Genomic DNA, 22,331 nt, shown 5'->3' with positions numbered 1-22,331 from the left:
ACTGTCCCAAGGTCGTTCAGCAATGCGGCGGCATTTTGACTCGATGTTGTTGCTCCTGCGGACGCGCAAGAATACAGTTTCGTGGAACTTTCGCCGCTAACGACAAAAAGCATCAAAGGCTTAGGGAAAAACTTCAGGAAAATCATGGCCCGCATCAACTACAGCGACCCGTCCAAGGCATCCGACCGCACCCGCGAAATCCTCGACAAGAATCGCAATGCCAACATCTTCCGCATGATGTCGCATTCGCCGAGCTACTTTGAGCAATACTGTCGCCTTGGCGGTGCCATCCGCCACAAGGGCGAGCTCGATCCGATCGTGCGTGAGCTCGCGATCACTCGCACCGGCATTTTGTGCGAGGCGCCGTATGAGATCGTGGCGCACAAGCGCATCGGCAAGAATGTCGGCGTCACCGACGAGCAGAACGAGGCGCTCGAGAACTGGCAAGCCGCGAGCTGTTTCGACGAGACGCAGCGCGCCGCGCTCGCCTTCACCGACGAGATCGTCAAGCTGAACAAGCCGACCGATGCGACCTTCAAGGCGATCTCATCGAAACTGACGTCGGCCGCGCTCGTCGAGCTGCAGCTCTCTGTCGGCTTCTACATCATGACGTCGAAATTTCTGGAGACCTTTGAGATCGACCTTCAGCCGGTCACCGAAGTGGTAGGCTGATCGAGGCATTGCTGTGAGGGACGCTCATGACGATCGATGAATATGCCGCCTGGGCTGCAACGATTGCGAAAGTCGATGAGCGTCCGTCCAACGAACGGCTGTCCTATCTCGGGCTCGGCCTCGCCGGCGAATCCGGCGAAGTCGCCGACCACATCAAGAAGCTGCTCCGCGATGACTGGCTCGACCAGGCGGGCCTCGTCGAAGAGCTGGGTGATGTCATCTATTACTGGGCCTGCCTGTGCGTGGCGACCGGCCAGCAGCCATCGGAGCTGCTCAAGGCCAGTGCCGCAAAGATCAAGCGGCGGATCAGCGAGGCGGCGAGCCGCTAGGCCGCTCAGGTCGACGTCAGGATATCCACTCTGGCGTTCGCGACGATCAGGCGGTCGGCGAGAAGCTGCGCAAGATTGCGCATGATGCGTTCGCTGGCGTGCGGGTGTTGCTTGCGGAAGCGTTCGAACGCTTTCAGGGGAGCTTCGAACGCCGTCGCCGCCATGTCCGCGAACACGTCGGCGGAGCGAGTGGTCTCGATCAGGGCCATTTCGCCGAAGGCCATGCCGGCGGTGAGCGTCGCGAGCCGCACGCCGTCGGGCAGCGTGACGTGCACGGCGCCGCTGCGCAGGAAGAACAGAGCATCGGCGCGATCGCCCGTGGTGAGGATCTTTGTGCCGGATTGATAGGTCCGAAGCGTGCAGATCGAGGCGAGGTCGGTCAGCTCTTCCTCGCTCATGCCGGCCAGCAGCGGCTGCTCGGCAAGCTCGGTGGTCTCGTGGAAATCGATCGAGCCTCCGTACCGATAGATGATCTGGTCTTCGGCCCATTCGATCGCGGTGTCGAGCAAATAGAAGTCGCGGACGTTCTTGAGCTCGGCGGTCCATTCCCGCAGGCTGTCCCATTCCTTAGAGGCGCGCCTGACGCCTGACAGTACGACGGTCACATTCAGCGCCGCGAGTTCCTCGAACGCTTCGGCCACCAGCCGCGCCCCGGCGCGTGTGGTGGAGGTGACGCGGTGGAGATCGAAGATCACGAATTGCGGCCACGGCCGGCCCGCAAGCCGGCGCGAGACATAGTCGACCGCCGACAGCGACAGCGTGCCGACCAGCTCGATGATCCTCACCTCCTGCTCGTGGGCCGCAAGAATATCGCGCTCCTGCGGGCGGCGCACGCGCCGCGACGGACTCTTGCCGATGTCGTAATCGGCGATGACGGCGTTGCGCGCGTCGTCGCTGCGGTTGAGCATGTGCAAATCGTAATGCGAGGACAGCGCCTCGCACACCTTGATGCCGCGCACGCTGTTGCCGTGCTTGTCGAGTCTTGGCGAATAGCTGCCGAGCCCGAGGCGAGCGGGGAGGGCGGCGAGAATTCCGCCGCCGACGCCACTCTTGGCGGGAATGCCGATCCGGTAGATCCATTCGCCGGCATAGTCGTACATGCCCGACGACGTCATCACCGACAGCGTGCGCGAGATCGCGTAGGGCGTCAGCACCTGCTCGCCGGTGACCGGGTTGACGCCGCGGTTGGCGAGCGTTGCCGCCATCACGGCGATGTCGCGCGCGGTGACCAGCACTGCGCATTGCCGGAAATAGACGTCGAGCACGGCAGCGACATTATCCGAGATCACCGCATTGGTCTTGAGGAGATAGCCGATGGCGCGGTTGCGGTCGCCGGTCTGGCTTTCGGACGCGTAGACGGCCTCGTCGACGGCGAGGTCGCGGCCGGCAAAACGACTGAGCGCGAGGCGAATTTGCTCGAAGGCATCCGGACCCTTGCTGTCGTGGATCAGCCCGGTGCAGGCGATCGCGCCGGCATTGACCATCGGGTTGAACGGATGGTTCTCCGAGTTGAGCCGGATCGAGTTGAAGGGATCGCCGGAGGGCTCGACGCCGATCGCGCTCTCGACCTTGTTTGCGCCGAGCAGGTCCAGCGCCAGTGCGAACACGAACGGCTTTGACATCGACTGGATGGTGAAGGGGGCCCTGGAGTCGCCGACCTCGTAGACATGACCGTCCAGGGTCGCGAGGCTGATGCCGAAACAGGCAGGATCGGCCTTGCCGAGCTCGGGAATGTAATCGGCGACCACGCCCGAGGTCTCCGCCGAGAATTCGTTGAGGCAATTGTCCAGAAACCGCAGCAAAGGCGGCTTCGAACGGGTCCAGGCGGTGGCGAGAGGCGAAAGCGGTTTCATCACCTCTCTTTGTGCAACGCAATCAGGGCACGCGCAACCCGTTCGGCACCATGGCTTGTCGCCGGACCAGCAGCAGGGCGAGCAAAACCGTGGGCACGAGGATGGCGAGGCCGAGCGCCGTCACCTGCATCTGCGACAGCGGCATGATGCCGCCGCCGGGGGTGGCCACCACGAACCCGCCGATCACCAGCAGCACGCGGATCGGCCATTCCAGCGCACCGGCGCCGCGGAGATCGCCGACGAAGGGCTGATAGCCCTGGATGCCGCCGCAGATGAACAGCGTGCCGAACGCCGCAAGCGCCATCAAGCCGAGGCCGGCCAAATAGGGGCTCGGCCCCTGCAGCACCAGCGCCGGATTGAGCACGAAGAAGAACGGGATGAAATAGATGATGCTGCCGACCCACATCGATTCCCAGCCCGTCTTCATCGCCGGCGAGCCGGCAATACCTGCCGCTGCGAACGAGGCGATCGCCACCGGCGGGGTGATCGACGACAGCATGCCCCAGTAGAAGATGAACATGTGCACGGCCATCTTGTTCAGCCCGAGCTTTTCCAGTGCCGGCGCGACCAGGATCGCGAGGAAGATGTAGCAGGCCGTCGTGGTCAGCCCGAGCCCGAGGATCAGGCTGGTGAGGGCACACATGCCGAGCAGCAGGAACGGATTGTCACCGGCAATGCGCAGCAAATCGTTGGCGAGGCTCGACACCACGCCTGTCATCGAGAAGGCGCCGATCAGCAGGCCGCAGCCGGCGAGGATGCCGACAAGCTCGACGAAGGTGCGGCCGTTGACCTCGAGGAATTTTCCGATGGTCGCGACGGTCCAGCGCGTGTCCTTTGCGAACAGCTGGTTGAGAAGCAGAAGCAGGGCTGTGGCATAGAATGGCGCATGGCTCTCGCGCTTGAAGTAGAGCAGCATGACGATCAGCAGCGCGATGACGAAGACGTAGTACCAGCCGTCCCGGATCGTATCCATGACCCGCGGCAGCTCCGCGCGCGGAATGCCCTTCAGCCCGTGTCGCGCGGCATAGGAATCGACCTGCATGAACAAGCCGATGTAATAGAGCGCGGCCGGAATGATGGCCGCGATCGCGACATCGGCGTAGCTGACATTGAGGAACTGTGCGATCACGAAGGCGGTCGCGCCCATCACCGGCGGCGCCAGCACCGCGCCGGTCGAGGCACAGGCTTCGATCGCGCCGGCATAGGAGGCGCGAAAGCCGCTCTTCTTCATCACCGGAATGGTCATGGTGCCGGCGGTCAGCACGTTGGAGATGATCGAGCCCGACATCATGCCGAGCAGGCCGCTGGCGAAGATGCAGACCTTCGCCGCGCCGCCGCGGAAGGTACCGCACAGCGCGAAGGCGAGATTGATGAAGAACTTTCCGGCGCCGGTCATCATCAGCGCGGTGCCGAATACCAGGAAGCCGATCACGGTGTCGGCAAAGGCCTGGATGGGAATGCCGAGCAGGCTCTCGCCTGACAGCACGTGATAGGCGGTCGCCTGCTCCAGAGTCGATTGCGTGCCGCGGAACGGACCTAACCAGCTGGATTCCGCGAACAGCGGATAGACGGTGAAGGGAAGCACGCTCAGGAGCAGGCTCCAGCCGCCGGTCCGGCGCAGCGCCTCCATCAGCATCACCCACATCACGAGACCCGCGGCTGTCACACTGTTCGGCGCGCCGCCGAATTCCCAGCCTGCCTCCGCGGCCTTGCGCACGTTCGACATCAACACAAGCGCCGCGGCAAAAGTCACGACAAAGCAGAGAAGATCATACCAGGGAATGCGGTCAAGCGGCGCGCGCGCGGTTCCCGGGAAGATCAGGAACGTGAACGGCAGCATCAGCGCGATCAGGAGATAGAAGTACTCCGTGTTGAGCTGGGTGTAGCCGACGAAGAAGCGCAGCGAGAACTGCTGGTTGATGCAGAGCAGGATGGTCGCGGCGGTCGCGACGACGAGCATCCAGCGCCACGCGCCGCGCAAGCTTCGGACGCGCGTGACCTCCGCTTCCTGCATGTTGCCGGCGGCGCCATGCGGATCGTCGAACACGATCCGCTTGGCCTCGTCCTGCGCCGCGGTGGAGACTGAAGCAGACGACATGATCGACCCCGCGCGTGGACAATTGACGCTGAGAACTAGTCCTCGAAGCCGTTCGGCATGTCGGCCTTCGCAAGCGCCGCGGCACGCGCCTTCATCCAGCCATCGAGGAACGCCTTGTCATCCGCAGGCGGGTTGGACTTTCCGTAGTCGTTCCACGCCGCGCCAAGCACCTCTTGCCGCTTGATCAGTCTGTTGTTGTGCGTGTCCTGCGCGTCGCTCCATTGCCCGGCTTCCTTCAGCGCCTTCACCGCGCCGGGATGCACCGGCACCACCCAGTTCTTGGTCTGGCGATCGGCCGCAAGCCCGCCGGCGCCGGGCGCGGCGTCCTTGTAGGAATCATAGTTCACGATCATGGCCTTGGTGATCGCATAGACCTGGTCGGGGGCTTGCGAGGCGTAGGCGACGAAAATCGGGTAGGGGTAGTTGCCGAGCTCGACGGGTTTGTCCGGCGAGATGCCGGCGCCGCAGGTCGCGGTCTGCGGGAAGAAGAAAGAGCCGACCTTCTGCATCCGCGCCCAGCCTTCCTTGTCCTTGGCGGGCAGCGGCGGCCAGATCAGGCCGCGCGGCGAGGTCTCGGCTTCCTTGGCGGGACCCGTGATGGTGGTGCCGAAGGCCGCATCGGTGTCGTTGTTGATCAGGCCCTTCCACATCGCGCCGTAGCTTGCGAACTCGACGACCTTGACGTCCTTCTGCGTCAGGCCGGCGAAGGCGAGCACCGCGAGCGAGTTCTGGTTCAGTGCCGGCGAGCCGACGACGAATCCGACGCGCTTTCCCTTGAGGTCCTTCAGCTCCTTCACGCCTGTATCCGCGGCCACGCCGAGCGTGCCGCAATTGCAGTCGACGGATGAGAGCAGGATCTGGAGCGGTTGCGGGCCCCATTCCCTAGAGCCGAACTCGAACACGCCTTCCTGTGCGAAATAGGTCCCCGATCCCATCGCCGCGGAGACCGCACGCTTGGCACGCAGCGGCGCCAGACGCGCGACGTCGTTGCCTGCGGGGAGCACGCGCACGTCGGTCGCGTATTTGTCCTTCATCATCTTGCCGACGCCGACCGCGATGTTGAAGCCGGCGGTGCCGGTGTCATAGGCGGTGAACGTCAATGTCGCCGGCAGCTTGATATCTTCGGCGAATGCATAGCGTGTAGACGCAAAAGAAAGGCCCGCCACCAAGGCAGGCGCGAGCATGACCAGCCCACGAAGCATGTTTCCCTCCAATGATCCTCGCGTTTGCCGCGACGATTTTCTTTCTTTGTTTGAAACAGGTTTTGTTTGAAACAGATCATGTCATCGCGATCAGGCGATGGCAACGCCGTACCGCGAACGCAGCAATGAGGCTGACAGAATGTCGCGGAAACGACGGATAATGCGGTCAGCTCGCGATGATCGCGATCGCCTGTCCCTCGGCAACGACGTCGTCGAGCTTGACCAGAAGCGATGTGATCTCGCCGCTCGCAGGAGAAAGCACAGGGATCTCCATCTTCATCGCTTCGACCACCACAATCTCATCACCATCCGCGACGGTTCCTCCAACTTGCACGGGAGTTGAGCAGATGCGACCCGCGATCTCCGTGACGATCTTAATCTCTGGCATGCCATCGCCTTCTTCTTGTGGTCGCAAAATGCCTGAGGTAGTTTCTTCTGCAAGCGGAATTTAATTCCGCACAGCGGAACAAGCGGTAGGGATCATGGGACGACGTTCAGAGCGGTTGAGTAGACAAGGTGCGCTCGCCGGCGATGCCGGTGAGGGTGATGTCATCCAAGTGGTGTCGCGCGCGTTCGACGTGTTGCGATGCTTTGAGGGCCACGATAGCAGGCTCGGCAATCTCGAAATTTCAAACCGCTGCGGTCTGCCGCGCTCGACCGTGTCGCGGCTCACGCACACGCTGACGCGAATGGGTCAGCTGGTCTATCTGCCGCGCGATCAGAAATATCGCATCGGGCCGAGCGCGGTGGCGATGAGCGCCTCGATGATGAAGGGCGCGCAACTGCGCAGCATGATCCGCCAGCGGCTCCAGGAAGTCGCCGAGCAACTGCCGGGTACCGTCGGCTTCGTGGTCCCCGATCGCTTCCATCTGGTCTATCTCCAGTTCGCGCGCTCGGCCTCGGCACTCGGCCTGCACGAGGGCACCGGCAGCCGCATCTCGATGGCCTCGACCGCTGCGGGCGCAGCCTACACCGCGGCATTGGCGCCCGAGGTCGGCGATGCCTTCATCGCGGACATGGAGCGGGAAGCTCCCGAGGCTGCGAAAATTCTGCGGCCGCGCATCGAGGCCAACCGGCAGTCGCTGCATGAGCGCGGCTATGTCGTGGCCTGCGGCCTGTGGAGCCCGCATATCAACGGGCTCGCGGTGCCGATCTGGTCGCCGCAATACCAGACGTTTGTGGTGATCACGATCGGTCTTCTGTCGTCGATGTATGACGAGCAGCGCCTGCATGCCGAGGTCGCCCCGTTGATGGTCGCGCTCGGCCGCTCGCTCGGCAGCCTGATGGACGGCGCGGAGGGCGACGTATTCAACGCCCGCATCCCGCGCAAACCGGTCGCCATGGCCGTGCACAACAATAACAAGCCGATCAATTCGGAGGGAGTGAATGAACTGGAAGTCGGAACTCGACGAGCTCGCCCGGCGCGAAGCCTTCGCGCGGGAGATGGGCGGCGTTGACAAGGTCAAGCGTCAACATGACCAGGGCCGACTGACTGTTCGGGAACGTATCGACAGACTGACCGACAAAGGCAGCTTTCACGAAATCGGCGCCGTCTCCGGCGTCGGCGAGTACGATTCCAGCGGCGAGTTGCAGAAATTGACGCCGGCGAACTGCGTGTTCGGCCGCGCGCGCGTCGAAGGCCGCACCGTCGTCGTGGTCGGCGACGATTTCACCGTGCGCGGTGGCTCGGCGGACGCGTCCATCTCCGCAAAACCGCTGATGGCGGAGGAGATGGCGCATGATCTCCGCCTGCCCATCGTCCGCATCATCGAAGGCTCGGGCGGCGGCGGCTCGGTCAAGACCATCGAGACCAAGGGCGCGGCGAACTTGCCGGGTGGCATCGGCGGCACACGCTGGTATCGGTTCACAACGGAGAATTTGTCGCGCGTGCCCGTGGTTGCGCTCGGCCTCGGCTCGGTGGCAGGGCTCGGTGCCGCGCGTCTTGCCGCCAGCCACTATTCCATCATGACCCGGAAGTCCGCGATGTTCGTCGCAGGCCCGCCGGTGGTGAAGGCGCTGGGGCAGGACCTCTCGAAGGAAGAGCTCGGCGGCGCCGACATCCAGACCCGCGCCGGCGCGGTCGACCATGCCGTCGACACCGAGGAGGAGGCCTTTGCCTGCGCGCGGCGATTCCTGTCCTATCTGCCGTCGTCGGTCGACGGGCTGCCGCCGACCTTGCCCTGCACCGACAATCCGGAGCGCTCCGAAGAGGCGCTGATGAGCGCAGTGCCACGCAATCGCAAGCAGGTCTACAAGATACGGCCGATCGTCGAGCAGGTCGTGGACAAGGGCTCGTTCTTCGAGGTCGCCAAGAATTTCGGCAAGCCGATCATTGTCGGCCTCGCGCGGCTCGAGGGCAGGGCGGTGATGGTGCTTGCCAGTGACAGCTTTCACTATGGCGGCTCCTGGACGGCGGATGCGTGCCAGAAGGTGGTCCGCTGGGTCGACTTCGCCGAGACCTTCCATTTGCCGATCGTCTATCTCATGGACTGCCCCGGCTTCATGATCGGGCTCGATGCGGAGAAGGCGGGCACCATCCGCCATGGCGTTCGCGCCATGGCCGCGGTCAACCAGACCACGGTGCCCTGGTGCACGGTGATCCTGCGCAACGCCTTCGGCGTCGCCGGCGTGGTGCATCAGCCCGCCGACCGCTTCTCGATCCGCTACGCCTGGCCGTCGGCCTATTGGGGCTCGCTCCCGCTCGAAGGCGGCATCGAAGCCGCCTACCGCGCGGACATCGACGCGGCCGAGGACAAGACGGAGAAGCTGAAAGAGATCGAGGACCGCCTCAACAAGCTGCGCTCGCCGTTCCGCTCCGCCGAAAAGTTCTGGGTGGAGGAGATCATCGATCCCAGGAAGACGCGGTCGCTGCTGTGCGAGTTCGCGCGGCTGGCGGAGCCGCTGCGAAAGGCAGGGCCGCCCGGGAATTTCTCGATCAGGCCGTAGCTTCAGCGGTCCCGGCGAGCCGCTGATGCCGACCTCAGCCCAATTGCGATTGGGAAAAATTGATCTATCGCAACGCCACGCGTCCCATTGTCTGCAAGCGTCTCGTTCGGAACGAGGGAGAGACGTCATGACAAATGCGAGTAACGCACTGCTTTGGACGGCCATATTTTTCGGTCTGTCGTTCGCTGCAATTTTTGTAGTCTGGTTTGCCGAGCGGTTGCGCGCGGGCTTCGTGAGGAAGCCGTAGAGCCTCCTAGGTTCGCTACCTCATCACCTGCTGACAGGGCGGCGGATGCCAGCCGCCAGGCCGTGCCTTCGGGGTCGCCGGCATCTCTGCTCGCGCTTTGTCGCGGCAGCGATGACGTGACCTCGAAACAATAACGCGCTACGCTTCCCGGACAAGAACAAGAGGAAGCGCCAATCGTGTACGACTTCATTATCGTGGGCGGCGGCTCGGCGGGGTCCGTGCTGGCCCACCGGCTCTCCGCGAGGAGCGCCAACAAGGTCCTGCTCTGCGAGGCCGGACAGGACACACCGCCCGGAGACGAGCCGGCCGAGATCAGGGACAGCTATCCGGGGACGGCCTATTTCGATCCGCGCTTCCACTGGACCGAGCTCAAGGTCACGACCCAGATCGTCAGCCACAACAATCCGGACGAAGGCCGTCCGCCCTTACGCAAATACGAGCAGGCACGCGTGCTTGGCGGCGGCTCTTCGATCAACGGCCAGATGGCCAACCGCGGCGCGCCGACCGACTACGACGAATGGGACGCGCGGGGCGCTGCGGGGTGGAGCTGGAACGATGTGCTACCCTTCTTCAAGAAGGTCGAGCGCGACCTCGATTTCGACGGTCCCTACCACGGCAAGGACGGCCGCATTCCGGTCCGCCGAATTCCAAGGGAGCACTGGACGCGGCATTCGCAGGCGTTCGCGCAAGCCTTCCAGCAGGCCGGACATCAGTTCGTAGCCGACCAGAATGGCGAGTTCGTCGACGGGTTCTTCCCGGTGACGCACTCGAACCAGGCCGAGCAACGCGTCTCGGCTGCCATGGGCTATCTCGATCGCGACACGCGCAAGCGCGCCAACCTCACGATCTCCACGAACACGCAAGTCAGGGAATTGCTGTTCGAAGGCACGCAATGCGTCGGCGTGAAGGCTGTGGTCGACGGGCGGGAGCAGGAATTCCGCGCCCGCGAGATCATTCTCTCCAGCGGCGCCATCCATTCGCCGGCGCATCTGTTGCGCGCCGGCATCGGCCCGGTCGGTCACCTCAAGGATATGGGTATTCCCGTGCTGATGGGGCTACAGGGCGTCGGCCAGCGCCTGATGGATCATCCCTCGATCTCGCTGTCGTCCTTTGTCCGCCGCGGCGCGCGGATGAACGAGCACACCAGGCGCCACATGCAGCTTGGCCTGCGTTACTCGTCCGGGCTCGAAGGCGTACCGAAAGGCGACATGTTCGTCGTCCTGCTCAGCAAATCAGCCTGGCACGCTGTCGGTGAGCAGATCGGATCGCTGCTGACATTCGTCAACAAGACCTATTCCGAGACCGGACAGGTCAAGCTTGCCTCGCGTGATCCGACAGTCGAGCCGATCGTCGAGTTCAACCTGTTGTCCGACCGGCGCGACCTCGATCGCCTGATGAGCGGTTTCCGCAAGATGGCGGCCGTGCAGATGAGCGACGTCGTCCGGGCCGTGACGGACAAGCCGTTTCCGGCCTCCTATACCGATCGCGTGCGCAAGATCGGCGTGGTCAACACCAGGAATCGGATTCTGACCAAGATCGCCGCGGCCCTGATGGACGGGCCGGCAGCGCTGCGCCACCTACATGATCGACAATTTCGTGGTCGAGGGCTTCACCTTCGACGACGTCATCAACGACGACGAGGCGCTGGAAGCCTTCGTGCGCAAGGCCACCATCGGCGTGTGGCACGCCTCCTGCTCGTGCCGTATGGGCCGGGCCGACGACCCGATGGCGGTGGTCGATCCAGAGGGGCGCGTCAAGGGCGTGCAGGGCCTGCGCGTAGTCGATGCCTCGATCTTCCCGGTGGTGCCCTGCGCCAACACCAATTTTCCGGTCCTGATGTCGGCGGAGAAGATCTCGGCCGCGATGATGCAGTGAGCGGGCGCGGCTTTCGGGGCAGCGAACTGGCTTTTCGACGCTGACCGCCTGGGACCGCCAATCAGACCGCAAAAGCTAAAATGGGGGGCGAGAACGGTTCCGCGGCAGACGGTCTGGCGGACATGCGCCCGGAGGCGGAACTTGGAACCCGGCTTGGGCGTTCTTTGCCAGATTTCGCCTTACGGCCGGGGCCGGACCGCTGACCGCGCGTCCATCTCGGGGCCGGAGCGCATTTTTGGCGATGGAGCTTCACGGGGGTTCAATGATCAATTCATCGAGCCGGGCGCAAACCAGCGACCCCGGAGAGTTGCCCAGGATTTCGACCGGCAGTGACGGCCTCGACGACATCCTCTACGGCGGGCTCGATCCCAATCGCATGTACCTCTACGAGGGTCGGCCCGGCTCCGGCAAGACCACCATGTCGCTGCAATTCCTTCTCGAGGGCGCCCGCTGCGGTGAACGCGTGCTCTATATCTCCTTGTCGGAAACCAAGCGTGAGCTGACGCTGGTTGCACAGCGGCACGGCTGGTCGCTGCAAGGCGTCGACATCTTCGAACTGGTGCCGCCGGAGACGACGCTCGATCCGGAGCGCGAGCTCACCGTCTTCCACCCCGCCGAAATGGAGCTGAGCGAAACCACGGGCCTGATATTCAAGGAGGTCGAACGGATCAATCCCGCGCGCGTGGTGCTGGACAGCCTGTCCGAGCTGCGCCTCCTTGCGCAGAACCCGCTGCGGTACCGGCGCCAGGTTCTGGCGCTGAAGCACTTTTTCACCAACCGCAATTGCACGGTCATCCTCCTCGACGATCTCTCGTCCTCCCAGGACGATCTGCAACTCCATTCGATCGCGCATGGCGTCGTGATGCTCGAACAGCTCGCCATTGATTATGGAGCAGAGCGCCGGCGGCTTCGCGTGATCAAGATGCGCGGCATTCGATTTCGCGGCGGCTTCCACGATTTCACGATCGAAGCGGGAGGGGTGCGGATATTTCCCCGTCTCGTGGCGGCGGAACATCACACCTCGTTTATCGGTGAGTTGACGCCCAGCGGCAATGCGCAACTCGACCAGCTCCTGGGAGGAGGGCTCGAGCGCGGCACCAGTGCGCTGCTCTTGGGCGCCGCCGGTGTGGGCAAATCTTCCCTCGCGCTGACCTATGCGATCGCGTCGGCAGATCGCGGCGAGCATGCGGTGTTCTTTGCCTTCGATGAAGGTCGCGGCACGGTGGAGGCCCGGGCTCGAACGCTGGGCCTGCCCCTTGAACGCCATCTACAGTCGGGGCTCATCCGATTTAAGCAGATCGATCCCGCCGAGATGTCCCCCGGCGAATTCGCCGCCAATGTGCGCAACAGCGTCGAACAGGATAACGCCCGAATTGTCATCATCGACAGTCTGAACGGCTACCTCAATGCAATGCCGGATGAGCGGTTTCTCATCCTCCAGATGCACGAGCTCCTGAGCTATCTCGGACAGAAAGGCGTGCTGACCGTCCTGATCCTCGCTCAGCATGGGCTGGTCGGTCCGATGGAGACGGCTCTCGATATCAGCTATTTGAGTGATGCCGTGCTCATGCTGCGCTATTTCGAAGTCGGCGGAACGGTGCGGCGCGCTCTCTCGGTCGTGAAGAAGCGCAGCGGCAATCATGAAAATTCCATCCGCGAGTTTCGTCTTGGCCATGCCGGCATCACGGTCGGTCCGCCGCTGACCGGATTCAGCGGCATCTTTTCCGGGAATCCACGATACTCGGGCACGGAGATGCCGGAAGGGCTGTCGGAATGAGCGCCGACCGCGATCATTGCGTCCTCGTGTTTGCTCCCATCGGCCGCGATGGACCGGCATCGGTTGAGCTTTTCCGCAATTCGAATCTCGTCGCAATCAACTGTCGAGGTCTGCCTGAGCTGGTCAGCGAGATGTCGGCGGGCGTGGGCGCGGTCCTTCTCGCCGAGGAGGGCCTGTTCGGGAAGGATACCCAGCCGCTGGCACATTGGATCGAGAGACAGCCGCCCTGGTCCGACCTGCCTTTTGTCATTCTCACCAGCCACCGCGAGCAGCCCGCGGTGGTTGCCTGGCGCCGCAGCATCGTCGAGACACTCCGCAACGTTTCCCTGCTCGAGCGCCCGGTTCAGCCGATCACGCTGACGAGCGCAATTCAATCCGCAATGCGGGCCCGCCGGCGGCAATATGAAATTCGGACCTTGCTGCAGGCGCGCGAGCGGACGGCTCAGGAGCTCGAGAAGCTCGTGGTCGAGCGCACGCGCGCGCTCGAGGAGGCCAACAAGCATCTGCGGGCCGAAATGGAAGAGCGTGCCCGCGTCGAGGAGACCCTTCGTCAGGCCCAGAAGATCGAAGCCATCGGACAGTTGACCGGCGGCGTAGCTCACGACTTCAATAACCTGCTGATGGTGATCTCCGGTGGCTTGGACATGCTCGACCGGCAGACCGATCCTGATCGGCGGCGTCGTCTGTTGGAAGGAATGGTTCAGGCGGCGCAGCGTGGTGCCGGCCTGACCAGGCAGCTTCTGGCTTTTTCGCGGCGGCAGAAGCTGCGGCCCGAGGCCGTCGACATCCCGGCGCAGATCGGCGGCATGCGCGAATTGCTCGATCGGAGCCTGAGAGGCGACGTTCACGTCGAGTTCGATTTTCCGGAGGGGCTTTGGCCGGTGGAGGTCGATCCGGGAGAGCTCGAACTGGTCGTTCTCAACCTGGCGGTCAACGCCCGCGACGCGATGCCGAACGGTGGCACGATCGTTGTCCGTGGCGAGAACCTGGCCGGCCTGAACGAGAACGAGATCGCGGGCGATTACGTTCGTCTGTCCGTGGTCGACAGGGGCGTTGGAATGAGCCCCGAGATCCTGGCGCGGGTCTTCGAGCCGTTCTTCACGACCAAGGATGTCGGGAAAGGCTCGGGTCTGGGGCTTGCGCAGGTGCACGGATTTGCGACGCAATCACGCGGGATGGTTCGAATAAAATCGGTCGTCGACGAGGGCACCAGCATCGAGCTGTATTTGCCGCGATCCAGGAATATCCCTTCGGGTGAACGGCATCTCATCGACCTGAACAGGGCCCGGCCCAAGAAGGCCAATCATGGCAGGATCCTCCTCGTCGAAGACGACGACGAGGTCGCCGCGCTGGTCAGCGAGATGCTTGCGCAGCTCGGTTACCAGGTCACGCGCGCGGCCAGCGCCGCGGCGGCTCTCGGTGCCCTAGCGGACGGCCGTTCCGTCGATCTGGTGTTTTCCGATATCATGATGCCGGGCGGCATGAACGGTGTCGAACTCGCGCGCGAAATTCAGCGACGGCGAAGCGACATCCCGGTCCTGCTGACGAGCGGATACGCCGAAGCCGCGGTTCACGACGCCGAAATGGCCGGGATCCGGATCCTGTCGAAACCCTACCACATCGACGAGCTCGCCGCAGCGCTCAGTGCCGCGAAGTCGGACTTTGCGACAACCGCAGGATGTGCCTTAGCGAAGACTCGGGGCTGACCATTCGCGCGACAATCACCGGCGGACTATAGCCTCCGGGAGCCCCTGCGCAATTGCGCGCTCGGCCGATCGTGCCGTGGCGTACAACGATGCGAGGAACGAATGCAAAGCAGTTGCGAAGACACGCATTCGTTCTCTGCGAGTTAAACATTTCCGCCGCTACGTGTGGGCTGTGATGATTGCCAAAATCGGCCCGCAAATGCAGCCACTTTCAGCCGCTATTTGAGACCATTTCAGCCAAACTGTTGTTGGTTTCTTTGCAGGGGCAGGGACCTTCAGTTTGGAGCCCTGCAATGTTCAAGTCGGTTCTTTCCGCGTGTCTCTTCGTTGCCCTTAGTTTCGTCGCTTCCGAAGCACGGCCCTATCGCATTCATCAAGCAGCCGAATGCAACGTCACGATGCCCTGCGACTTCTCGTATTCGCAAACGCGTCGTGAGCGGACTTCCAGGTCGTTCCTAACTCCCAGGTCCTCACTCCAATCCTATCGCGCGACGCAACTGACAGCGACCGACGCAGGCGGCGCCGCGACGGCGAGCCTCTCGGGCGGTCGCATCGTCGGTAGTCGTCCCGCAGGTTGCCCTTCCTCCTTCTGCGGCTGCGGCGCTGCTCTGCGCGTGTTCGGCCGTATCGTGCCGGAGTTGAATCTTGCGTCGAACTGGCTGCGCTTCCCGCGGACGTCACCCGCACCGGGAATGGTCGCAGCCCGACACGGACATGTGTTCGTCCTCGAGCAACACCTAAGCGGGGATACCTGGCTGGCGTACGACGCCAACTCGGGCGGACACGCGACGCGAATGCATGCGCGTTCATTGCGTGGCTACACGATCGTCAACCCGCGCGGCGGTTCGGTCGCTTGAGACGCGGGCCGACAGGTGCGTCACGGGACCTGGTGCGCCATCGCGCGAAACACCTTGTCAACCCCGCACTGAAATAATATTCGTATTTACAGAAGTTCGGATAAGGCGTAGTTTGCGCGCATCCCGGCCTGCTACAAGGGCGTTTCGCGATCGTCACGAGACGCGGGCCGGGAGGCGGTGGCCGCGACTGCGTCGACGCGCTGGGCAGGCTGCAGGGCGGGTTTTCCCGTGAGCAGCTGCACACGCGGTACGACACGGCGCTGACAGCCTCCTCGTTCGGTCTCGATGGCGAGCGCACGCCAGGCATCGAGGACAGGGGCGGGGAGGTGCGCGGACGGCAAAATCGTGTGGTCCTGACGCCCGGGGTCTGTGCGTCAAGTCTTGTGGTGATGCTCTGCCCAACCGGGTCAGCACATCAGCCATCCGCAAGGCGACGGGGGCAATAGTGCATCGCTCCCCGGGGAGAGCGCGTCATAAGCCGTAAAACCATTCGCGCAGGGAAGGCCGGTTGCCGGCGTCACCTGTCGTCCACCCCGTGCGCGTCTTGCTCGCACACGGGACTACGGGTGCCAGCCGGCGCCCGGCCTTCCCTGCGCCCTTTCTTTCGAGAGGGTGCGAAGACGAGAGCAAAGCTCGGGCAAAATGAGCCGCGAGAATGCGAAAGTGTGCCTGCAAGCCGGGAACGGGAATTGGGTGATTGCGACGGGACGGAGCTACGCGCTCTCCGTCTCCCGGTGCACGTCGTGCACCACCAGCCCCATGCCTTCGTCGGGCATCTTGATCCAGTCGCGGCGCTTCAGGGTGCGCTTGGTGTCTTCGTAGCCGGAGGTCCAGTGCTCACGCATCGAGGTGCCCGAGAATTCGTGGTCCTTGGCGTCGCCCTCATAGGCCTTCTGCTGGTAGATCAGATGCAGGATCGCGATCTCCGGCATGTGACGCAGGCTCGACTTGAGTTTGCGCTCCTCCTCGGAGAGCTGCTCGTCGGGGAGCTTTGCCAAGGCCTTGTAGAGCAGGACCTTGAGGGTGTGGGTGCGGCGGTAGACGTCGGTGTTGTGGCGGGTGCGCGAGGAATACATGATGTCCTTGTGGCGGGCCATCACGTCCTGGATCGAGCGCGGCAGCACGCCGCGTGCGCTGAAGAGGTCGACCTGGAACACCAGCGAATTGAGCGCGTCCTCCTGGTCGAGCAGGTGCTGGAGCGGCGTGTTGGAGACGATGCCGCCGTCCCAGAAATGATCGGTGCCGATCCGCACCATCGGCAGTGCCGGGGGCAGGGCGCCGGAAGCCATGATGTGCTCCGGCTCGATCTCGTCATGGGAATTGTCGAAATAGATGAAATTGCCGGAGAGCACGTTCACGGCGCCGACCGCGAAGCGAACCTTCTTCTCGTTGATGAGGTCGAAGTCGACCAGCTCGAGCAGGCTCTCCTTCAGCGGCATCGTGTCGTAATAGCTGGTGGCGGTCCGGGCTCCGACCGGGCTGAGCCAGGGATTGACTTGATGCGGGCTGAAGAAGCCCGGCTGGCCCATCGCCGACGTCATCCAGGCGCTGGTGAGATTGCGCCACTGGCGAAAGATGTCTCCATCGGGCGTGTAGTGCCAGATCTTGCGGTTGGTGATGCGCTCCCAGAAGATGCGCAGCGCCTCAAGCCGCTTCTCCGGCTTGTTGCCGGCGATGATGGCGGAGTTGATTGCGCCGATCGAGACGCCGCAGACCCAGTCGGGCTCGATGCCGGCCTCGTGCAGTGCCTGGTAGACGCCGGCCTGGTAGGCGCCGAGCGCGCCGCCACCTTGCAGTACCAGCGCGATGCGGTCGCAGCGCTCGGGCCGCCAACCTCGTGAAGGCTGATGTGTCTGATATGTGCGGGCGTCCATGGTCGGTGCTCCCTGTTTCGCCAAACGATTGCGTCCGGCGGTGACGGCGTAATGACAATTCTGGCGCCGATGCATCGCTTGCATGCGCCATGATCGCCTTGGGAATGGCTGCGGTCGTGCGGCTGACGGAAATCCTTCACATCGCAGTCAATGACGGCGGCTAGCAATCTGCATCGCCGCCTGACGCTGCCGGGCGGGCATCACGTGAGCACCAAGAGAGGAGACCAGCGATGCGCAGGGAAGATTTGCTGAGACTTCCGTCGATGCCGGCGGCCGGGCCGAGCTATCCGGCCGGGCCCTATCGCTTCGTCAACCGTGAATTCCTCGTCATCACCTACGAGACCGATCCGGACCTGATCCGCGCCGGCCTGCCTGAGCCGCTGCAGCCGATCGACCAGCCGATCGTGCATTACGAGTGGATCCGGATGCCGGACTCGTCCGGCTTCGGCAGCTACACCGAATCCGGCCTCGTCATCCCCGCGCGCCTGCACGGCGAGGAGGTCAACTTCGTCTCGCAGATGTATCTGGACGACGATCCGCCGATCGCCGCCGGCCGCGAGATCTGGGGCTTCCCCAAGAAATACGCCCATCCCAAACTCGAGATCGTCAAGGACACGCTGACGGGCACGCTGGAATATGCCGGCCAGCTCGTCGCCATGGGCACGATGGGCTACAAGCACGAGAGCATGGCCGGCAACGGCGATCTGACCCGGGCGACACTGTCGAAGACGCAGATCAATCTGAAGATGATCCCCGGCGTCGACGGCCGCCTCGAGATCTGCCAGCTCGTCGCGATCAACCTCATCGACATCGTGCCGAAGGGCTCCTGGATGGGGCCCGGCCGGCTGCATCTGGTGCCGCATGTCAACGCGCCCGTCGCCGATTTCCCGGTCCGCCGCTGCCTCGGCGCGCATCATTACATCGCCGACCTGACGCTGCCGTTCGGCCGCGTCGTGCACGACTACATCAGGGAAGCCGAGGCGGTGGGCGCGACCGGGCTGGCGGCCGAGTAGGGCGGCATCATCAAACTGTAACAATGCCGTAATTGAGTACCCGCGAGGGTCCGGAAGATGCCGTCAGCCATCTTCCGGAGCGGGGCGTTCGTTGACGGTGGGGTTGGTCATGGCTGAGCCGGCGAAGCTTGTCAGCGCGATATCGGATTCCGTGCCTGGCATTCCTGGCCTGGTGTGGGCATTCCGCCTCCACAACGACGGCAGCGCCGAGGCGCTGCCGATCGACCAGCCGATCGAGTTCAGTCACGACGGCCGGCTCTGGCTGCATTTCAACCTCACGGACACGCGCGCACGGCCGTGGATCGCCGCGTCACAGCTGCCGCCGCTCGCTCGCGAGCTCTTGCTGTCCAACGACACCTTCCAGCAGCTTCATGTCATCGACCACTGCGTCTACGGCGTGTTCTCCGACCTCGTGCGCGACATTGGCAGCGCGACGGAGGAGACCGCGTTCCTGCGCTTCGCCATGACCGAGCGGCTCCTGATCAGCGGCCGCCATCAGGCGCTGTGCTCGGCGGACGCTACACGCCGGGTGCTCGAAGGCGGCTACCGCGTCGACAATGTCGCCCATCTCCTCGAAAAGATCGTCGACGAGGTCGCCGACACGCTTGATAGGATGGCCGACAAGCTCGGCCAGGAGATCGACGAGATCGAGGAGCGGATTCTGGCCGACGACGCCAAGCCGGAGATGCGCCGCAATCTCGGCCGTCTGCGCCGGACCTGCGTCAGGTTGCATCGCCAGCTCACCGGTCTGCGTACGCTGTTCCATCGCCTCGACCAGAAGAACACCGACCACCTGTCGCCGGATTTGCGTATCCAGGCCGGCAAGCTGGCGCAGCGGCTGGACGGCCTCGACCACGACATCGTGGAGCTGCGCGAACGCAGCCGCCTGCTCGAGGAGGAGCTGCGTTTCAAGAACGAGGAGGAAAGCAACAACCACCTCCACACGCTCTCGATCGTGACCTCGCTGCTGCTGCCGCCGACGCTGATCACCGGCATCTTCGGCATGAACACCAAAGGCCTGCCTCTAACCGAGGTCGAGAGTGGATTTTTCTGGGCGGCTCTCCTGATGGCCTCGTCGGTCGGTGCGGCCTATCTCTTCATGCGGCGTACCGGTATCTTCAAGAAATAGCGCATCGATCGTGAGTTCGCGTGGTCCTCAATCTCCATTGCGACGCGCGGCTGCGATCGCACTGGCTTCGGCAGTGGCGAGCACCAGCGCGCTCGCCGGCGCCAAGGACGAGAGCGCGGCGGAGTGGCTGGCTCCGAAATGGTTCAACGAGTGGCATGACGGCCTCGCCAACAAGGGCCTGAATTTCGGCGCCACCTACATCGCCGACAATATCGGCAATGTGTCGGGGGGTGTTAAGCGCGGCGCGATCCATTTCGGCCGCCTCGATCTGTCGGTCGATGCCGATCTCGACAAGCTGGTCGGTTGGACAGGTGGCCGTTTCTACGCCAATGCCTTTGTGATCTACGGGCGGGGCCTGAGCCGCAACTACATCATGAACCTCGCGACCATCAGCGAGATCGAGGCGCTGCCGGACCAGCGGCTCTACAACGCCTATTTCGAGCAGAGCTTCTTCAATGACAGGCTGAACATCAGGGCCGGCCAGCAGGCCGCCGATGTCGAGTTCTTCGACAGCCAGACCGACGACCTCTTCATCAATGGCACGTTCGGCTGGCCGGCGATCAAGGCCTCGAACCTCCCGGCCGGCGGCCCGGCGCCGCCAATCGCGGTGCCCGGCATTCGCATCAAGGCCGCGCTGACGGATCGGATCACCGCGTTCGGTGCTGTCTTCAACGGCGATCCGTCAGGACCTGGCGATGCAGATCCGCAGCTTCGCGACCATCATGGTCTCGCCTTCCGCATCAACGACCCGCCGTGGGTGATCGGGCAGGTTCGCTTCAGCTACGACATCGATATTGGCGGCCGCCCGCTCGCCGGCAATATCACGCCGGGGGCCTGGAGGCATTATGGATCGTTCGACAGCCAGCGCTTGACGGCGGAGGGGCTGTCGATCGCCGATCCCGGTGGAAGCGGCATTCCGGCAAGGCTTCGCGGCAATTACGGAATCTTCGCTGTCATCGAGCAGGTGCTCTACCGCCCGCCGGAGGTCAAGGACAACAGCACGTCGGCCTCGATCCCGGGCGTCACCGCGTTCGGCCGCATCGCCTACAGCCCGCCGGACCGCAACCTGATCGATCTCTATCTTGACGGCGGCATCGGCTTTGTCGGCTTCGTCCCGGGCCGTCCGCTCGACCGCTTTGGCGTGGCCGCGGCCTACATGCGCATCTCGAACACCGCGCGCAATCTCGACGTCGACAGCCAGCTCTACTCCGGCACGCAGAGCCCCGTGCGCAGCAACGAGACGCTGATCGAGATGATCTACGAGGCTCACATCAAGCCGGGCTGGCTGATCGCGCCGTACTTCCAATATGTGTTCCGCCCCTCCGGTGGCATCCCGAATCCGGACGACCCGAGCGGTGTTGCGCGGATCGGTGACGCCGTGGTCTTCGGCCTCACCACCACGCTCAGATACTAAGCCATCGCGGCTTGCGGCTTTGGCTTCGGTTGTCGCGACAGCGTCAGCACGATCAGCGAGGCGAACACGCAGAGTGCGCCGGCGATGAAGAATGCGGGCAGGTAGCTTTGATAAACCGTCCGCGAGAAACCGGCGCCAAAGGCGGCGGTGCCCGCGCCGAGCTGGTGGCCGGCAAAGATCCAGCCGAACACCAGATTGGCGCGCTCAGGCCCGAATTTCTGCGCGGTGAGGCGCACCGTGGGCGGCACGGTTGCGATCCAGTCGAGCCCATAGAACATCGCGAAGATCGAGAGCCCATAGAACGAGAAATCGCTGAAGGGGAGGAAGATCAGCGAGAGCCCGCGCAAGCCGTAATACCAGAACAGGAGGTAGCGGTTGTCGTAGCGGTCCGACAGCCAGCCCGACATGATGGTGCCGAAGAAGTCGAAGATGCCCATCGCAGCCAAGAGGCCTGCGGCCTGCACCTGCGGGATGCCGAAATCGAGGCACATCGGAATCAGATGTACCTGCACGAGGCCATTGGTGGAGGCGCCGCAGACGAAGAACGTCGCAAACAGGACCCAGAACGCGCTGCTCTTCGAGGCGTCGCGCAGCGTGCCGAGTGCCACACCCGTGATCGAGCCATGGCTGACGGGCGGGGCGGGCAGGGGCGTGGTGCCTTCGTCGCCGAACGGGCGCAGGCCCAGATCGCTCGGACGGTCGCGCATCGCGAGCAGGACCGCGAGGGCGGAAACACCAAGCGCGATGCAGACGAAGCCGAGCGCAAGCCGCCAGCCGAAACGTTCGGTGAGGCTTGCCAGCAGCGGCAGGAACACGAGCTGGCCGGTGGCGACGCTCGCGGTCATGATGCCGACGACGAGGCCGCGCCGTGCCGCGAACCAGCGCGTCGCGATGGTGGCGCCCAGCACCAGTGCGGTCATGCCGGTGCCGATCCCGATCACGACGCCCCACAGCGCGACGAGCTGCCAGACCTCGGTCATGCCGAGCGACAGCACCAGCGCCGAGACGACGATGAGCTGCGCGGTCAGCGTGACGTTGCGCAGGCCGTAGCGGTTGAGCAGGGCTGCCGCGAACGGCGCCATCAGCCCGAACAGGATGAAGCGGATCGACAGCGCCGACGAGATCTCCGCCGTGCTCCAGCCGAACTCCTTCTGAAGCGGAACGATGAACACGCCGGGCGCGCCGACCGTGCCGGCGCTGATCAGCGCGGTGAGGAAGGTCACGCCGACCATCACCCAGCCGTAGTGGATATTGCGGCGGCCGAGCGTTGCCGCGAGCCAGTTCGAGATCATTGGGCCTCAATCTTGGTGGGCAGGATTTGAAACACCTGCGCGAGTTT

General features: G+C 63.8%; 16 protein-coding genes and 1 pseudogene. 11 read left to right on the top strand and 6 right to left on the bottom strand.

Annotated features, from left to right (window positions below):
* Positions 1–144: 144 nt before the first annotated feature.
* A complete protein-coding gene (locus tag ACVIN2_RS05330; protein ID WP_456764770.1) occupies positions 145–672 on the top strand; it encodes a carboxymuconolactone decarboxylase family protein in 528 nt (175 codons plus the stop codon).
* Positions 673–698: 26 nt separating this feature from the next.
* Entirely contained in the window at positions 699–1,001 is a 303-nt protein-coding gene (locus ACVIN2_RS05325; protein ID WP_456764769.1) for a nucleoside triphosphate pyrophosphohydrolase family protein, read from the top strand.
* Between the two features lie 5 nt (positions 1,002–1,006).
* Here ACVIN2_RS05325 and glsA read toward each other — a convergent pair whose 3' ends face one another.
* The 4 genes from glsA to ACVIN2_RS05305 all read right to left on the bottom strand — a co-directional run bounded on the left by glsA (position 1,007) and on the right by ACVIN2_RS05305 (position 6,542).
* Positions 1,007–2,854, bottom strand: coding sequence for a glutaminase A (gene glsA / locus ACVIN2_RS05320; RefSeq protein WP_456764768.1), 1,848 nt, complete (start codon positions 2,852–2,854; stop codon positions 1,007–1,009).
* Positions 2,855–2,876: 22 nt separating this feature from the next.
* A complete protein-coding gene (locus ACVIN2_RS05315; RefSeq protein WP_456764767.1) occupies positions 2,877–4,952 on the bottom strand; it encodes a TRAP transporter permease in 2,076 nt (691 codons plus the stop codon).
* Between the two features lie 35 nt (positions 4,953–4,987).
* Entirely contained in the window at positions 4,988–6,154 is a 1,167-nt protein-coding gene (locus tag ACVIN2_RS05310; protein ID WP_456764766.1) for a TAXI family TRAP transporter solute-binding subunit, read from the bottom strand.
* Between the two features lie 166 nt (positions 6,155–6,320).
* A complete protein-coding gene (locus ACVIN2_RS05305) occupies positions 6,321–6,542 on the bottom strand; it encodes an acetyl-CoA carboxylase biotin carboxyl carrier protein subunit (RefSeq protein WP_456764765.1) in 222 nt (73 codons plus the stop codon).
* 94 nt (positions 6,543–6,636) lie between these two features.
* On the opposite strand from ACVIN2_RS05305, the gene ACVIN2_RS05300 reads away from it, so the two are divergent.
* The 6 genes and pseudogenes from ACVIN2_RS05300 (at position 6,637) to ACVIN2_RS05275 (ending at position 15,562) form a co-directional block, all read left to right on the top strand.
* Positions 6,637–7,611 carry an IclR family transcriptional regulator gene (locus ACVIN2_RS05300; protein ID WP_247286556.1) on the top strand — a complete coding sequence of 325 codons (975 nt, stop codon included), beginning with the start codon at positions 6,637–6,639 and terminating at the stop codon, positions 7,609–7,611.
* On the top strand, positions 7,541–9,100 hold the full coding sequence (locus ACVIN2_RS05295; protein WP_456764764.1) for an acyl-CoA carboxylase subunit beta: 1,560 nt from the start codon (positions 7,541–7,543) through the stop codon (positions 9,098–9,100). The genes ACVIN2_RS05300 and ACVIN2_RS05295 overlap by 71 nt, the downstream gene beginning before the upstream one ends.
* Before the next feature lie 423 nt (positions 9,101–9,523).
* Positions 9,524–11,222, top strand: a pseudogene (locus tag ACVIN2_RS05290) (GMC family oxidoreductase).
* A 262-nt stretch (positions 11,223–11,484) separates the two neighbouring features.
* Positions 11,485–12,999, top strand: a complete 1,515-nt coding sequence (locus ACVIN2_RS05285; protein ID WP_456769647.1) for an ATPase domain-containing protein — start codon at positions 11,485–11,487, stop codon at positions 12,997–12,999.
* Complete coding sequence (locus ACVIN2_RS05280; protein ID WP_456764763.1) at positions 12,996–14,705, top strand: response regulator; 1,710 nt, start codon at positions 12,996–12,998, stop codon at positions 14,703–14,705. The genes ACVIN2_RS05285 and ACVIN2_RS05280 overlap by 4 nt, the downstream gene beginning before the upstream one ends.
* 293 nt (positions 14,706–14,998) lie before the next feature.
* Positions 14,999–15,562, top strand: a complete 564-nt coding sequence (locus tag ACVIN2_RS05275; protein ID WP_456764762.1) for a hypothetical protein — start codon at positions 14,999–15,001, stop codon at positions 15,560–15,562.
* A gap of 713 nt (positions 15,563–16,275) precedes the next feature.
* On the opposite strand, the gene ACVIN2_RS05270 is transcribed toward ACVIN2_RS05275, so the two are convergent.
* Positions 16,276–17,436, bottom strand: coding sequence for a patatin-like phospholipase family protein (locus ACVIN2_RS05270; RefSeq protein WP_456764761.1), 1,161 nt, complete (start codon positions 17,434–17,436; stop codon positions 16,276–16,278).
* A gap of 230 nt (positions 17,437–17,666) precedes the next feature.
* On the opposite strand from ACVIN2_RS05270, the gene ACVIN2_RS05265 reads away from it, so the two are divergent.
* The 3 genes from ACVIN2_RS05265 to ACVIN2_RS05255 all read left to right on the top strand — a co-directional run bounded on the left by ACVIN2_RS05265 (position 17,667) and on the right by ACVIN2_RS05255 (position 20,992).
* Positions 17,667–18,449, top strand: a complete 783-nt coding sequence (locus tag ACVIN2_RS05265) for an acetoacetate decarboxylase (protein ID WP_456764760.1) — start codon at positions 17,667–17,669, stop codon at positions 18,447–18,449.
* 109 nt (positions 18,450–18,558) lie between these two features.
* Positions 18,559–19,578 carry a transporter gene (locus ACVIN2_RS05260; RefSeq protein WP_456764759.1) on the top strand — a complete coding sequence of 340 codons (1,020 nt, stop codon included), beginning with the start codon at positions 18,559–18,561 and terminating at the stop codon, positions 19,576–19,578.
* 73 nt (positions 19,579–19,651) lie between these two features.
* On the top strand, positions 19,652–20,992 hold the full coding sequence (locus ACVIN2_RS05255; protein ID WP_456764758.1) for a carbohydrate porin: 1,341 nt from the start codon (positions 19,652–19,654) through the stop codon (positions 20,990–20,992).
* On the opposite strand, the gene ACVIN2_RS05250 is transcribed toward ACVIN2_RS05255, so the two are convergent.
* On the bottom strand, positions 20,989–22,284 hold the full coding sequence (locus ACVIN2_RS05250) for an MFS transporter (RefSeq protein WP_354161423.1): 1,296 nt from the start codon (positions 22,282–22,284) through the stop codon (positions 20,989–20,991). The two genes, ACVIN2_RS05255 and ACVIN2_RS05250, sit on opposite strands and share 4 nt — an antisense overlap.
* Positions 22,285–22,331: the final 47 nt, after the last annotated feature.

Source organism: Bradyrhizobium sp. USDA 3650 (genome assembly GCF_054057395.1).
This window is presented reverse-complemented; position numbering and strand designations above follow the sequence as displayed.

Excerpts from the sequence above, each read along its gene's own strand:
- ACVIN2_RS05330 (WP_456764770.1), top strand. The coding sequence starts at position 145 with ATGGCCCGCATCAACTACAGCGACCCGTCCAAGGCATCCGACCGCACC.
- ACVIN2_RS05265 (WP_456764760.1), top strand. The coding sequence starts at position 17,667 with ATGCGCAGGGAAGATTTGCTGAGACTTCCGTCGATGCCGGCGGCCGGG.
- ACVIN2_RS05275 (WP_456764762.1), top strand. The coding sequence starts at position 14,999 with ATGTTCAAGTCGGTTCTTTCCGCGTGTCTCTTCGTTGCCCTTAGTTTC.
- ACVIN2_RS05325 (WP_456764769.1), top strand. The coding sequence starts at position 699 with ATGACGATCGATGAATATGCCGCCTGGGCTGCAACGATTGCGAAAGTC.
- glsA (WP_456764768.1), bottom strand. The coding sequence starts at position 2,854 with ATGAAACCGCTTTCGCCTCTCGCCACCGCCTGGACCCGTTCGAAGCCG.
- ACVIN2_RS05285 (WP_456769647.1), top strand. The coding sequence starts at position 11,485 with ATGATCAATTCATCGAGCCGGGCGCAAACCAGCGACCCCGGAGAGTTG.
- ACVIN2_RS05315 (WP_456764767.1), bottom strand. The coding sequence starts at position 4,952 with ATGTCGTCTGCTTCAGTCTCCACCGCGGCGCAGGACGAGGCCAAGCGG.
- ACVIN2_RS05300 (WP_247286556.1), top strand. The coding sequence starts at position 6,637 with ATGGGACGACGTTCAGAGCGGTTGAGTAGACAAGGTGCGCTCGCCGGC.
- ACVIN2_RS05310 (WP_456764766.1), bottom strand. The coding sequence starts at position 6,154 with ATGCTTCGTGGGCTGGTCATGCTCGCGCCTGCCTTGGTGGCGGGCCTT.
- ACVIN2_RS05250 (WP_354161423.1), bottom strand. The coding sequence starts at position 22,284 with ATGATCTCGAACTGGCTCGCGGCAACGCTCGGCCGCCGCAATATCCAC.
- ACVIN2_RS05280 (WP_456764763.1), top strand. The coding sequence starts at position 12,996 with ATGAGCGCCGACCGCGATCATTGCGTCCTCGTGTTTGCTCCCATCGGC.
- ACVIN2_RS05260 (WP_456764759.1), top strand. The coding sequence starts at position 18,559 with ATGGCTGAGCCGGCGAAGCTTGTCAGCGCGATATCGGATTCCGTGCCT.
- ACVIN2_RS05270 (WP_456764761.1), bottom strand. The coding sequence starts at position 17,436 with ATGGACGCCCGCACATATCAGACACATCAGCCTTCACGAGGTTGGCGG.
- ACVIN2_RS05305 (WP_456764765.1), bottom strand. The coding sequence starts at position 6,542 with ATGCCAGAGATTAAGATCGTCACGGAGATCGCGGGTCGCATCTGCTCA.
- ACVIN2_RS05295 (WP_456764764.1), top strand. The coding sequence starts at position 7,541 with ATGAACTGGAAGTCGGAACTCGACGAGCTCGCCCGGCGCGAAGCCTTC.